The sequence below is a fragment of the Flammeovirga sp. SubArs3 genome, from assembly GCF_947387565.1.
Classification (GTDB): Bacteria; Bacteroidota; Bacteroidia; order Cytophagales; family Flammeovirgaceae; genus Flammeovirga; species Flammeovirga agarivorans.
This window is the reverse complement of the sequence record NZ_CANDOA010000002.1, coordinates 1111784-1125210: the sequence shown is the minus strand read 5'-3', so window position 1 is coordinate 1125210 and position 13427 is coordinate 1111784. Positions and strand designations below refer to the sequence as shown.

At 33.6% G+C, this 13427-nt stretch carries 13 protein-coding genes; 6 read left to right on the top strand and 7 right to left on the bottom strand.

Annotated features, from left to right (window positions below):
• Window positions 1–33: 33 nt before the first annotated feature.
• Both QL232_RS09075 and QL232_RS09070 read right to left on the bottom strand, forming a co-directional pair.
• Window positions 34–1722, bottom strand: coding sequence for a mechanosensitive ion channel family protein (locus QL232_RS09075; protein WP_281613875.1), 1689 nt, complete (start codon window positions 1720–1722; stop codon window positions 34–36).
• 154 nt (window positions 1723–1876) lie between these two features.
• On the bottom strand, window positions 1877–2221 hold the full coding sequence (locus QL232_RS09070) for an RNA-binding protein (RefSeq protein ID WP_168881182.1): 345 nt from the start codon (window positions 2219–2221) through the stop codon (window positions 1877–1879).
• Between the two features lie 387 nt (window positions 2222–2608).
• Between QL232_RS09070 and yciA the strand changes: the two genes are divergently transcribed.
• Window positions 2609–3016, top strand: coding sequence for an acyl-CoA thioester hydrolase YciA (yciA, locus tag QL232_RS09065; RefSeq protein ID WP_168881181.1), 408 nt, complete (start codon window positions 2609–2611; stop codon window positions 3014–3016).
• 93 nt (window positions 3017–3109) lie between these two features.
• Here the strand turns inward: yciA and argS are convergent, their stop codons facing one another.
• Together argS and QL232_RS09055 are read right to left on the bottom strand one after the other, a co-directional pair.
• Window positions 3110–5026 carry an arginine--tRNA ligase gene (gene argS / locus QL232_RS09060; protein WP_281613874.1) on the bottom strand — a complete coding sequence of 639 codons (1917 nt, stop codon included), beginning with the start codon at window positions 5024–5026 and terminating at the stop codon, window positions 3110–3112.
• Window positions 5027–5219: 193 nt separating this feature from the next.
• Complete coding sequence (locus QL232_RS09055) at window positions 5220–5399, bottom strand: hypothetical protein (RefSeq protein WP_168881179.1); 180 nt, start codon at window positions 5397–5399, stop codon at window positions 5220–5222.
• A 167-nt stretch (window positions 5400–5566) separates the two neighbouring features.
• On the opposite strand from QL232_RS09055, the gene QL232_RS09050 reads away from it, so the two are divergent.
• The 5 genes from QL232_RS09050 to QL232_RS09030 all read left to right on the top strand — a co-directional run bounded on the left by QL232_RS09050 (window position 5567) and on the right by QL232_RS09030 (window position 10102).
• Window positions 5567–6361: a glycosyltransferase family 2 protein gene (locus tag QL232_RS09050; RefSeq protein ID WP_281613873.1), complete on the top strand. Its 795-nt coding sequence runs from the start codon at window positions 5567–5569 to the stop codon at window positions 6359–6361.
• Between the two features lie 27 nt (window positions 6362–6388).
• Window positions 6389–7579 carry a class I SAM-dependent rRNA methyltransferase gene (locus QL232_RS09045; RefSeq protein ID WP_281613872.1) on the top strand — a complete coding sequence of 397 codons (1191 nt, stop codon included), beginning with the start codon at window positions 6389–6391 and terminating at the stop codon, window positions 7577–7579.
• A 207-nt stretch (window positions 7580–7786) separates the two neighbouring features.
• Complete coding sequence (dcd, locus tag QL232_RS09040; protein WP_168881176.1) at window positions 7787–8323, top strand: dCTP deaminase; 537 nt, start codon at window positions 7787–7789, stop codon at window positions 8321–8323.
• Between the two features lies 1 nt (window position 8324).
• The gene (locus QL232_RS09035) at window positions 8325–9110 is read left to right on the top strand and encodes an MbnP family protein (protein ID WP_168881175.1); all 786 of its coding nucleotides are present in this window, start codon (window positions 8325–8327) and stop codon (window positions 9108–9110) included.
• Window positions 9086–10102: a cytochrome c peroxidase gene (locus QL232_RS09030; protein WP_281613871.1), complete on the top strand. Its 1017-nt coding sequence runs from the start codon at window positions 9086–9088 to the stop codon at window positions 10100–10102. The genes QL232_RS09035 and QL232_RS09030 overlap by 25 nt, the downstream gene beginning before the upstream one ends.
• Here QL232_RS09030 and QL232_RS09025 read toward each other — a convergent pair.
• From QL232_RS09025 to QL232_RS09015, 3 genes are all read right to left on the bottom strand, one after another.
• Window positions 10095–11033 (bottom strand): hypothetical protein, encoded by a 939-nt coding sequence (locus tag QL232_RS09025; RefSeq protein WP_281613870.1) that lies wholly within the window; start codon window positions 11031–11033, stop codon window positions 10095–10097. The genes QL232_RS09030 and QL232_RS09025 overlap by 8 nt on opposite strands.
• A gap of 6 nt (window positions 11034–11039) precedes the next feature.
• A complete protein-coding gene (locus QL232_RS09020; protein ID WP_281613869.1) occupies window positions 11040–12497 on the bottom strand; it encodes an MBOAT family O-acyltransferase in 1458 nt (485 codons plus the stop codon).
• 169 nt (window positions 12498–12666) lie between these two features.
• Entirely contained in the window at window positions 12667–13209 is a 543-nt protein-coding gene (locus QL232_RS09015) for a DUF4625 domain-containing protein (protein WP_281613868.1), read from the bottom strand.
• Window positions 13210–13427: the final 218 nt, after the last annotated feature.

Below are 13427 nucleotides of genomic sequence, written 5' to 3'. Positions count from 1 at the left end.
AATTAAAAAGCTTTTTTACAATTCTCTATTGTTCTAATCATCGTCTAACATTTGATCAGAGGGAGGTACGGTACGTTCATTGTCTTCTCTATTGGCTCTATAATGAGGAGACATCACTTCTATATCTTCTCTACTAAAAATATCTTGTATGTTTTGATGTAATTGAGAATAAATCGCAAACATTTTTTCAGGGTGACGAGTATAAGCATTTAGTTGGTATGTCACATAAAAATCATCCAGTGATTTCTGTAATACAAAAGGTGTCTTATCTCTTTTCAATAAGAAGTTTGTCTTTGCTGCGGCTTCTTTTAAAAGTTGATGTACTTTTCTCCAAGGTACTTCATAACCAAAAGTCACTGATGTGTGTACTATAAGTTTGTATTTATGTATAGGTTGAGAATAATTGATGGTCTGAGCTTCCGAAATCTTACTATTGGGTATTGTGATCACTTCATTTTTCGATGATCTTAATCTTGTTACAAACAAAGAGCGTTCAACTACTTCACCGATTACATCTCCTGCTTTTACCCAGTCACCTATCTTAAAACGCCTCATGTAAGTGATCACTATTCCTGAAATCCAATTGGTAATGATTGTACTTGACCCAATAGATAATAGGATACCTACAAATACAGAAATCCCTTTGAACTCATTGGAATTTGCCCCAGGCAGTAATGGAAATATGATGATGACCATAAAGGTATACAATAAGAAACGTATGATTTTCATCGTTGGAGGTACCCAATCAGGGTAAAACCCATTGATAACAATACGTTCTTCTTTCACAGCATCAGCAAACAGTTGAATGAATTTAAGTAGGTAAACAAAAAATAGTATCGTGATGATAATCTTCATCAAGTTCGGTAAGAAGACTAAAATTGATAAAATTATATCGTTGATTGGTGAAAGAACATAACTTAATAGCCTATTGGAAATATCTTTTAGTGGAGGAGAAAATTGCCCAACAATTGGCAAATACAAATAGATCAACATTAATATCAATCCGTATTTTACACCCAGTAATAAATAACGGAATAGTTTTACTTGATCTTCTTCTGTAAATAATGAGATACTCTTTAACCAATCGTAAGACAACCACTTTCTATGGGACACCTTTTCATACAATACTTTGTATACTTTATTAATCACAAAAATGAGTACAAACAATATGACTAAACCTATTAAGGCATATATTCCTGCATCTTTACCCTGACCATAAATTTGATTGTGTAAGGTCTTATTGATCGCCTTTTGTCTTATTCTTGCTAACTTCAAACGAGATGAACGCATCCTTTTGGCATCAATAGAATCTATTGTATGGATAATCTTACCGTCGAAAAGTAATTGGTAGTTATCATCAAATTCAGTTATAACCACAGTATCCAATAAAAACAGGTGGTGCTCAACGATAAACCTTATTGAGTCTTCGATATGATGGGCTCGATCATAAGCTGAAAGCTCCTCTTTATGGTGGACAAAGAAGATTGTATCATTAAATGGTACAACAGGAATACCATAAGATACCTCTCCTATTTCATCTTCTTCATTAATAATTTGATGTAATTGCTTAATCTGTTCTTGCAGATATTTTCTATGTAATGAATCAGCAACAATTAAACTCTCTATTTCTTGAAGAACTTTTGTTTTATTGGGGTGTGGTTGAGCAGAACAAAAAATAGTACAAGAGATGAGATATAGAATGATTATAATGGGTAATCTCATTTTTAATAAGTAGTCAAATTAGGTCTTTTGGGTAATTAGGTTTTCAATAAGCTAAGAAAATTTAGGCATAAAAAAAACGTAGTAACTGTTTGTTACTACGTTTTATAGGAACTTTAATATTTATTGCAACAACATCTATAAAAGATGTTTGAAATTAATATCTACCGTATCCACCGCCTTGGTTTCCGCCATAACCGCCACCACGGTTATATCCGCCACCACCACGGTTGAATCCACCACGGCCACCACCGTTGTTTTCTCTAGGACGAGCCTCTTTAACAACAATTGTTCTACCGTCTAATTCAGATTCGTTTAATTGGTTGATTGCGTTCATACCTTCCTCATCGTTAGGCATTTCAACAAAACCGAAACCTTTTGAACGCTCTGTTTCACGATCAAAAATAATTTTTGCTGAGGCAACTTCGCCAAAGCTTTCAAACAACGTTCTCAAGCTATCTTCTTGAGTTTCGTAGTTTAACTTAGCTACAAAGATATTCATCTTAGTAAAAGAAAATTAATAAATAAAAAACACTGAGATGAAATACCTAATCGAAGTCAATCCAAAAAATTCATTCAAAAACGATAAGTTTAATAAATTTATTCTTATCAATATCAAATCTCAGATGAAAGGTACATAGAATTATTGGATTTGCTAGTTTTGTTCATAAAAAAAATATAATTTTAACATAATTAAGTAATAAATAATGTTCGGATGATCAGTTATTTACATAAAATTCACAATAAGAAATAATGACCGAACGTTAAAAAATTTATAGCTTACTGATATTATTATTCACTATTACTTTGAAGAGGACTTTTAGAATTGATTTATAGTGTGCGTATTATTTTTTACCTCTTCTATTATTACCAAACTTTTTATACACTTATGGAACAAGAAAAACAACCACAACCAAAAGGAGAACTATTATTAAGGACACTTGCTATGCCAGCCGACACTAATGCCAATGGAGATATCTTTGGTGGGTGGATTATGTCACAAATGGATATTGCTGGAGGAATCTTAGCTAAAGAAACTGCCTTAGGCCGTACTGTAACGGTCGCTGTTGATGGCATGACTTTCCACAAGCCTGTAGCAGTAGGTGATGCTGTCTGTGTTTATGGAGAAGTTGTAAAACTGGGAAGAACATCGATGAAAATTCATCTAGAAGTATGGGCTAAGCCTTTATTAAAAGGACATGATTTCACACATAGTTATATGGTAACGGAAGGAATGTTTGTTTACGTTAGTATCGACGATAACAAACAACCTAAAGCTATTCCGAATAGTAACTAGAAATATGAGCAAATAGCTTATAAAAAAAGAGTGATCATAAAATAAATTATTGATCACTCTTTCTATTTATAAGTAGTTATAACTACTCTCTAATTACATTCTATTTGGAGACTGAACACCAATTAATCCTAATGATTTATTAATCGCCTCTGCTGATTGTTTCGATAATGCAATTCTAAATGCTTTCTTCTGGCTGTCTTCTTCATTGAAGATTGGAGATTCAGAATAAACTTTAGAATACTGCTTAGCTACATCATAAGCATAGTTTGCGATAATTGACGGAGCATACGAGTCTGCCGCTTCAACAATTTTATCATTCAACTTACCTAATAAAGCTACTAGATCGGCTTCTGCTTCTGACAACTCTGTCAAACCATTAAAAGCTGCAGCAGAGTAATCGATACCATCTTTATCTGCTCTTCTTAATAAAGCTTGGATCTTAGCATGGTTGTATTGAATATAAACACCGGTATCACCTTGGAAGTCAATTGACTCTTTAGGATTAAACAGCATTGTTTTCTTAGGATCTACTTTTAATAAGTAGTACTTCAATGCACCCAATGCTAATTGTTGGAATAATACTTTTGCTTCGTCTTCAGTAAATCCATCAATTTTTCCTGATTCTTTCGTACGCTCTTCAGCTGTATCAATCATCTCTTGGATCAAATCGTCTGCATCAACGACAGTACCCTCACGAGATTTCATTTTACCTTCAGGTAACTCTACCATACCATATGATAAGTGATAGATACCATCTGCATAAGAGCGGCCTAAGTGCTTCATGATCGCTTTCAGTACTTTGAAGTGATAATCTTGTTCGTTACCAACTACATATACCGATTTATTCATTCCGAAATCCTTGTATTTCAGATCAGCAGTACCCATATCCTGTGTCATATACACAGCAGTACCATCTCCTCTTAAAACAAGTTTCTCATCTAATTTCTCTTTCTTAAGGTCGATCCAAACGGAACCGTTTTCTTTTTTGAAGAAGACTCCTTTATCAAGGCCTTCCTGAACGATATCTTTACCTAATAAATAAGTTTCAGACTCATAGTATACATTATCGAATTCAACACCCATCATTTTATATGATTGAGCAAATCCGTCGTACACCCATCCATTCATTTTCTTCCAAAGAGCTACTGTTTCTTCATCACCTGCTTCCCACTTACGCAACATTTCTTGCGCTTCTAAAAGCAGTGGTGCATTTTTTTCAGCAAATTCAAATAAAGCTTTGATGTCTTTAATTTGAACTTTCTCCTCATCCGTTAAAGGAATTTTATTTTTCTTAGATGCTCCTTTTGCTTCAATAGATTTCTTTAATTCCTTTAAATCTTCTACAGATGCAATGGAAGCATAATCTGCTTTTTTATCTTCTATTAATTGAGCAATTTCAGCCTTGTAAGCTTTATCAAACTTCACATAGTAATTACCTACAAGCTTATCACCCTTTAATGTTGCAGAAGGCTCTTCTCCATTACCAAACTTCACATAGGCCAACATTGATTTACAGATATGAATACCTCTATCATTTACAAGGTTCACTTTCTGTACATCATAACCTGCGGCATCTAAAATTAATGATACAGAATGTCCTAAAAAGTTATTTCTTAAGTGACCTAAGTGTAATGGCTTGTTTGTGTTTGGTGAAGAATATTCTACCATCACTTTTTCGCCATTACGAGCAACACGACCAAAATTTTCTGATGTAGAAAGTTCTGCTAATGTCGATACCCAAACAGTATCACTAATGACCAAGTTTAAGAATCCCTTTACAATATTGAAGTCCGCAACAGCAGCTACATTTTCTTTTAAGTAGTTACCTATCGCTTCACCAATTTCTACAGGATTTTTGCCCAATTGTTTTGTAAGACCAAAAGTCACAAAAGTTAAAGATCCTTCGAATTCTTTTTTTGTTGGCTGAAGTGTAATACGTGAAGAGTCTAAATCTACATCATAAAGAGACTTTACTGCTTCCGCTATACCATTTATAATTTGTTGCTCCATTGTATATTTTTGATGATAAAAATATTGTCTTTTTCGACAGTCGACAAAATTAATAATAATGCCGTAAGATTTCTCAATTCACTGTTAAGAAATCTTGCTTGGATTAGAATTATTAATGCGAAACACTTACATATCCGTAAAAATCTACAACTGCGTAAAGCAAATGAATCATTTCTACTTTAGGATAAGCCTATTAATCTCTGTGAGGTTTAAATAATGGTAAGGATAGGTAGGCGGCGGTTGTTATCGTTCCTACTATCAACAAACTTAGGAAACCTTCAATATTTGATGTTGAATGGATGAAAAAATACATCGATTCTCCATCAACTACTAACAACGTAAGGACAGCTAATAATATGATTATTTTTTTCATAGTAGATAACATTAAAAAAATAAGTGAAGTTATTTTAATTGTTTAAACGACTATACTTTGAAGAAGTACTACACCCATTAAATATTATTTAGTTATGAATCGTAAATACATAGTAAATCATCTTCATTTATATAAAAAGATCAGAATACCTATATATCTTTGCAGCTATGCAAAAAGTAAGCGTTATAACCATTTCTTTTAACTGTGAGCTAGAAATTGAGCCCACACTAAAAAGTGTTATTGCACAAGATTATCCAGAACTAGAATATATAGTTGTTGATGGTAATTCTTCTGACAAGACACCTGAAATCATTTCGAAATACAAAAATGACATTGATATTTTTGTTTCCGAGAATGACAAGGGAATCTATGACGCAATGAATAAAGGGACGCAATTAGCTACAGGAGATTGGGTGATTTTTATGAACGCTGGAGACTACTTCTTTGATCATGAAACAGTATCCAAAGTATTTGCCCAACTAGAGGACGGAACTGAACTACTTTATGGCAACCATGAAGTAGTTTATGATCAGTTTTCTAAAGTCAAGCAAGCTTTCCCTGTTGATCACCTTTGGAAAGGGATGGTTTGTAGCCATCAATCACTTTTTGTGAAGAGAGAATTACTTCTTGAGTATCCATTCCAATGGGAAGATTGGAGAATCTCAGCAGATTTCCATTTTATTTTCAATCGATGGATAGAAAAGAGAAAGTTTCAGCATGTAGATACTTATGTTGCTAAATATGCAGCTGGTGGTCTTTCCGAAACTAGTTCTATTCCTTCCAAGTTAGAAACTTGGGCCATTGTGAAGGAACATATGAATACTCCTGAAGTAGATGATTTTTACAAGAAACTCATACAGTATGAAAAAATTGTCAACATCCCAAGAAAGCTATTAGGGGCAAAGACTTTTGAATTATTGATGAAATGGAAAAATCAAATTACTGGAGGGAAAGTAAAATAACCTCTTTACCTCTTACTTAACTTAGATATGGAAAAAATATACATAAAGAAAAATAAACTAAAGGCCTTAGACAACCGTCACCCATGGATCTATTCGGGTGCTGTTGCAAAAATGCCAGAAAACCTGAACGATGGTGATATCGTCGAAATCGTTACAGGGGAAAAGTTATTAGGGTATGGATTTTATGCCCCAGGTAATCAAATTGTTTGTAGAGTATTTGATTATACAAGAAGACCTATAGACCCTACCACTCAAGAGTATTGGAATGAGAAAATTGCTAGTGCTTATGCTATGCGTCAAGCACATGTGATCTCTGAAGAAACAAATTGTTATCGTCTAATTCATGGTGAAGGTGATTTCTTCCCAGGATTAATCGCAGATGTATACAATGACTTGGTTTCTGTTCAAATCCTTATCAAAGGGGTGGATAGAATTGCTCCTATGATTGTAAAAGCCATTCAAAACCTTGGATTTGAGCGTATCTACAACAAATCGAAAGAAATATCTAAGCGTTTAGAAAACGTTGAAACGCCAAAAGGTTGGTTAACCGAAAAGCAGGGATCTCCAAAAGTTGAAGTAATAGAAAATGGAGTGAAATTCTGGGTAGATGTTGAAACAGGTCAAAAGACGGGCTTTTTCTTAGATCAAAGAGATGCTAGAGCACTTGTAGGAAAATACTCAAAGGATGCTAAAGTATTGAATACTTTCTCTTACAGTGGAGGGTTTTCTATGTATGCATTAAAGGCTGGAGCCAAATTAGTACACTCTGTTGATGCATCACAGCCTGCTATAGATCTTTGTGATGAAAATGCAACACTCAACGGATTTACTAATGGGGAGAACGGAAATCACCAAGGATTCTGTTCGGATGTATTTGAGCATCTCAACAAGATGGATTCTAATGATTATGATGTTGTCATCCTTGATCCTCCGGCATTTGCCAAATCAGCCAAAGTGATTACTCAAGCTGCTAGAGGGTATAAGCAACTTAACCTTAAAGCATTAAGAAAAATCAAAAAAGGCGGTATCATTTTCACCTTCTCTTGTTCTCAAAAGATTGATAAAGAGTTATTCCGTAAAATAGTATTCCAAGCAGCTGCTGAAGCACATAGAAATGTAAGAATTCTTCATCAGACTACTCAACCAAACTGCCATCCTATTAATATTTTCTACCCAGAAAATGAATATTTGAAAGGTTTGGTCTTATATGTTGAATAGGATATATTAGAATGGGTTAAGATTTAAAATTCCTTACATAAAAATACTGTGTAACTACTTCTGGAGAAGCATATTGGTTTCATCATTTATCTGATTTTGAACCCTTAGAAATCAATAGAAAAAGAAATTTTAAATCTTAACTCATAAATCTTAATTCTTCAATATTTATTGCTAATTTTATCTTATTCCAGATTTTTAATTTAAAAGATGGTTCTTTCAGACTCACAAATTTTACAGGAAATCGAGAGCGGAAATATCTTGATTGAACCTTTTGACCAAGAATCATTGGGTACCAATTCTTATGATGTTCATTTGGGTCGTCACTTGGCGATGTACAAAAGTGATGTTCTAGATGCTAAAATGCATAATGAGATTGATACTTTTGAGATTCCTGATGAAGGGTTTATCTTACATCCTGGTAAAATTTATTTGGGCGTTACCAAAGAGTATACAGAAACACTGGCACATGTAGCCTTTTTAGAAGGTTTATCGAGTGTTGGTAGATTGGGGATCAGCATCAATGCTAACTCAAGAGCCGGAGATGTCGGATTCTGTAATACATGGACACTAGAAATCAGTGTCGCACAGCCTGTAAAGGTTTATAAAAACATGCCAATTGGTCAACTTTTTTATTTAAAGGTTGATGGAGATATTCAAAATTTTTATCACTTCAAGAAAGACGCAAAATACATTAATAGAACCATGAAACCTGTGGAATCTATGATGTACAAAAAGAAATTCTAAAATGAAGAATACGTTATTACTCTTATTTTTTAGCCTTATTTTTTTAACCTCTTGTGATACATACAAGGAAAACTTTGATGTTGATGGTACAGGTGCTATTACCATACAATTCAACTTCTTACATGATAGGGCTCCACTAGAATACAACAGACAATACATCAATGCACTAGGTCAAAACTATACACTTAGTGATTTCAGGATGTACATTTCTAATATTACTTTAAGAGATACATCAGGTACTAATTTCTATAAGGTAAAAGACAGTTATCACTTATTAGAAGTTATTGAACAAAGCGATACTTCTATTGTAATTACAGGATTACCTAATCAAGCATATTCTGAGCTCCAATTTTCTGTAGGTGTGGACAATGCCGCCAATTACAATACAGACCAAGTGGGCGATCTAGACCCTGCCAATGGAATGGCTTGGAACTGGAATACAGGATATAAATTTATGCTTCTTGAAGGCATACACTTAGTAGATAGTGTAGCGACAAAAGGCTTAACCTACCATATCGGAGGTGATGCTAATTATAGAACTGTAAAGTTTAGTGACGAAGAATTAAACCTTGGTAGTACTCCCAATATTGTTATAGAATTAGATGTTAATGTAGATTTTGTCTTTGGTGATAAATCAGAATATGGTTTACCGGAAGATCAAAGAAAAACTAATTTCATTGACCTAAATGATGATACAGACCAAGACACAATGTTTGGTCCTAATACACAAAAAATCGCCGACAATTATGCTCAAATGTTCGTATGGAAAGATATTATTGCACAGTAATTCTCCTCTCCATTTGTAGCTTAATATTTGAAGCTTGTGATTCCTCTGAAAAGAGTAAATCACAAGCTTCTGTCATTTCATATGAAAATATCCCTGCTCCTGAGAGGAATTCTATGAGAAAAGATCGTGTAGCTCTTGGAAAGCTGCTTTTTCATGATACGAACCTATCCAAGGGAAAAAACATTTCATGTAGTACTTGCCATCTTTCAGCCTATAATTTTGGAGAGAATGTAACAGTTAGCCACAACGGGGCTTCAGGGAAGAAACTACATAGAAACACTCCCCCATTAATCAATATAGCTTGGGCCAAAGGGTGGTTTTGGGAAGGTGGTGCCAAAAACATTGAATCTTTAATTTATGGACCACTACTACATGAAGATGAAATGTCTGCTGATTTAAAAGAGGTGGTAAACTATTTGAATGCATCACAAGAATACAAAGAGAGGTTTACTTCTGCCTATGGGATACAAGAAATTAAAAGTGCTCATTTGGTTAGAGCGCTAGCACAATATTGCCGGTCACTTATCAGTAATCAAAGCAACTATGATTTACATTTACAAGGGAAATACCAATTTACTCCATTAGAAAAAGAAGGTCATATTGCTTTTAATAACCATTGTAGTAGTTGCCATACTCCTCCTTTCTTTACAGACTTTGATTACCATAATAATGGGTTAGACACCGTCTTCTCTGACACATTAGAGGGTTTATTTCAAGGTAGAGCTAGAATTACATTAAAAGAGGAAGACATGGGAAAATATAAAACCCCTACCCTTAGAAATATCTTTGCTTCTGCTCCGTATATGCATGATGGTAGATTTAAAGACATTGAAGATGTGTTTGAGCATTACGAGAAAGGCATATTGATTTCAAAATCAACAGACTCCACATTGATTAATGGCATTCCATTAAAAGAGCATGATAAAAAATCCATTAAAGCCTTTTTATGGACCCTAATGGATACTTCATTTTTACAAACCGATATTATATAGCTTTTTCCAGCTTATTGATTTCCTGATTTAATAATACTGATAATTTATGTGCTCCTTCCTCGTTTAAATGGTCTGAATCACTAAAATCTCTTGTTTTAAAAATTGGGTTTTGAAGGTAATTGACATAATGGATATTATCATATTCACCTGCAAATGAGTTAGCAAAGTCTATTGTTTTAGACAACTGGTTTTCATCCAATAATTCTACATAAGAAGAATGACATGGAGAAGTATACAATACTAAAGTGATATCCTGTTTTTTTAATTCTTTAGCTAAATCTCTTAACACCTGTGTATTATATTCGAAATGTTCATCAGAAGCCGCTGTATGGCGTTTTGCTGTTTTGATTGCTGAAGTTCTCAACTCTTCTTCTAATTGAAGGTCACTTTTATTGGAAACATGAATGTGAGCAAAACCTTTTTGGTCTGACGTGACTTCATCTTTCCCTCTTACATAATAATTAAAGAGTCTGCTTAAAGATACTTTGTAATTAAAGTTCATAATTTCAAAGTTGTTCTTAAAGTTATCGACCTCTGCTAGATCATAATACAATACATAGTTTTTCATTCTCCAGTTTGTAGAGCCTTTACTCAACCTTCTAAAAAGTGACTGATAGTCGATCGGTAATGTGACATATTTAATCGATTTCTTATTTTTTAAATACTCATGAACAAGTAAGTAATCAACATCCACAGATTGAGAAATATGACTTGCATTAAAAGTGGCTAAATCGAAGTATTGAGGATCAACCCCATAATATGTATGAGAGCTTCCAAGTGACAATACTTGAAACTCCTGTTCTTTATCCAACATCACCTCTCTTTTTTTTGTGTAATCATTAGGAATACGTCTTAACATATACTCTTCTGAAAACATCATGATAAAAATGGGTAATAGAAAAAGAAATACTTTTAAGCTAAATAGTTTCATAATGGGTTAAAATTGGAAATAGATAAAGTCTTGCTCATTCCCCATAAATAGGAAAATACAGAAGATTAAAGAATAGTAGAAACTCCACTTTACGGTCACGTGACCTAAATTGAAATGCTGAATTGCATAGGTATTTCTTCTACCGGCCCATTCAATCACAAAGAATACGATAATACACGCCACCATTGTATAGATGGATAAATTCTGACCTGAAAAGAAAGTAGCCGATGGAAAAGTAAAGAAAGAAGTAGAGAAGATTCCATCTATAAACGATATGGCATGAGGAACACTTTCAGCTCTAAAGAAAATCCATGCTAATACTACTAACAAGTATGTTCTAAGCATCTGGAAAACTTCTTGAGCATTGGGTAATACTCTATCTTCAGCAACAACTCCAATATTATTTCTATTCTTTTTCGCTAGTAAAAGAGGTAAAAAGTATAATGCATTTAATCCTCCCCATACAATAAAGGTCCAATTTGCACCATGCCAGAAGCCACTGACCAAGAAAATAATAAAGGTATTTCTGACTTTCTTAGATAACCCACCTCTACTTCCACCTAAGGGAATGTATAAATAATCTCTAAACCATGTGTTTAAAGAAATATGCCACCTTCTCCAGAACTCTGCGATATCTCTAGAAAAATAAGGAAAAGCAAAGTTTTGCATTAGGTCAAATCCGAATAACTTGGAAGTACCAATTGCGATATCTGAATACCCTGAGAAGTCACCATAAATCTGTAATGAGAAGAATATTGCACCTATCAACTTAACACTACCAGGATATTGATCGGCGTTATTAAAAATAAGATTGGCAAATTCTGCAGCATTATCCGCAATAATAATTTTCTTAGCTAATCCCCATAAAATTTGTTTTAATCCATCTACTGATAACGCATAATTGAACTCTCGTTTCTTATAGAATTGTGGCAATAAATGCGTTGCTCTCTCAATAGGGCCAGCTACTAATTGTGGGAAGAAACTCACAAAAGCAAGAAATGCTATAATATCCTTTGTAGGCTCAAGCTGTCTTCGATAAACATCTATAGAGTAACTTAACGTTTGGAAAGTATAGAAGCTAATCCCTACAGGCAATAAAATATTTAAATGGGTCGGAGAAAACGGTATTCCAAAAAATGTAAAAGTTGATGCGAAACTATCAATAAAGAAATTGAAGTACTTGAAGAAACCTAGAAAGCCTAAATTGACTGACAAGCTAATGCCCATCAATAATTTTCTAAGTTTTGGAGTATCCGTTTTAGAAAGCTGGACTCCAATAAAGAAATCCACTAATGAACTAAAGGCAATTAAAAACAAAAATCGCCAATCCCACCAACCATAAAATATATAGCTGACAATTACGATAAATAAATTCTGAAGCTTTAAATTCTTATTGAGTACGAACCAATAAAGGAGAAATACTATGGGTAAGAAAATAGCAAATTCTAGCGAGTTGAAAATCATAACAGATTTCTAAAAAATCGAAATAAAAAAATTGATTGTATTAAATCTATTTTCCTAACGACACTTTAGTGAACACCGTTACTTTATTTAAGATTCGTTGACGAAAAAAGCCTTTCTACATCTAAAATGCAGAAAGGCTTTTCTATATCTTTTAAATCACTAGTAAATTTTAGTGATCATGATCTTCGTGAATTTCTACAGTAACATACTGTGGCTCTGCTTCTTGAGTATCTAAATCAACTAAATGCATTACAAAGTGGTAATCACCTTCTCTTACTGGTAATCCTCCTAAAGTTTCTGGAACATCAATATGTTGATCAAAATGATATTCAGCTGGATTTGTAGGATCTAAGGCTATTTCATTTTCTCCTAACTCATCTTGAGATTTACCAAAATAATAAGTTATAACTTGTGTCCAAGCAGAATCTTCAGCTGCCAGCATTCTTGAGTGACTATGATCATGATCTCCTCCAAAATGTATATCAACTTGAACATAACTCAAAGCTGTTCCTGTTAGATGAGCTTCTACAATAGCTTCTCCACCTGGCTCAAGTACTGTTTCTTCATCGCTTACTCGTGCATGGTCACCATGGTCATGTTCTGAAGATACTGTTAAATCACTTATTACAGGCTTTGGATTTGATTCTGTCTCATTGTTACATGATGCAAATGCTAGGATAGATAAGATTGCTAATAAATTAACGAATTTCATTGTTTGTAAATTTGATGTTCTTGCAATATGGTCGCAATTACGATCAATTATTTTGCTTTTGCAACTTTATCGCAAAAATATTCATTGATTGATTTTAAGGATCTATAACTATAAAATACTGTAAGCTAAATGATTAAGATTCACTATATTAAATAGCTGTAAAATTCATCAAGATTATTAACAATTTTTCATTTTAGTAAATCTTAAAGGCAGAATAC

Bases quoted from the DNA above. Each gene is read 5' to 3' on its own strand.
- QL232_RS09050 (WP_281613873.1), top strand. From the start codon at position 5,567: ATGCAAAAAGTAAGCGTTATAACCATTTCTTTTAACTGTGAGCTAGAA.
- QL232_RS09035 (WP_168881175.1), top strand. From the start codon at position 8,325: ATGAAGAATACGTTATTACTCTTATTTTTTAGCCTTATTTTTTTAACC.
- QL232_RS09045 (WP_281613872.1), top strand. From the start codon at position 6,389: ATGGAAAAAATATACATAAAGAAAAATAAACTAAAGGCCTTAGACAAC.
- dcd (WP_168881176.1), top strand. From the start codon at position 7,787: ATGGTTCTTTCAGACTCACAAATTTTACAGGAAATCGAGAGCGGAAAT.
- QL232_RS09030 (WP_281613871.1), top strand. From the start codon at position 9,086: ATGGAAAGATATTATTGCACAGTAATTCTCCTCTCCATTTGTAGCTTA.
- QL232_RS09075 (WP_281613875.1), bottom strand. From the start codon at position 1,722: ATGAGATTACCCATTATAATCATTCTATATCTCATCTCTTGTACTATT.
- yciA (WP_168881181.1), top strand. From the start codon at position 2,609: ATGGAACAAGAAAAACAACCACAACCAAAAGGAGAACTATTATTAAGG.
- QL232_RS09020 (WP_281613869.1), bottom strand. From the start codon at position 12,497: ATGATTTTCAACTCGCTAGAATTTGCTATTTTCTTACCCATAGTATTT.
- QL232_RS09025 (WP_281613870.1), bottom strand. From the start codon at position 11,033: ATGAAACTATTTAGCTTAAAAGTATTTCTTTTTCTATTACCCATTTTT.
- QL232_RS09055 (WP_168881179.1), bottom strand. From the start codon at position 5,399: ATGAAAAAAATAATCATATTATTAGCTGTCCTTACGTTGTTAGTAGTT.
- QL232_RS09070 (WP_168881182.1), bottom strand. From the start codon at position 2,221: ATGAATATCTTTGTAGCTAAGTTAAACTACGAAACTCAAGAAGATAGC.
- QL232_RS09015 (WP_281613868.1), bottom strand. From the start codon at position 13,209: ATGAAATTCGTTAATTTATTAGCAATCTTATCTATCCTAGCATTTGCA.
- argS (WP_281613874.1), bottom strand. From the start codon at position 5,026: ATGGAGCAACAAATTATAAATGGTATAGCGGAAGCAGTAAAGTCTCTT.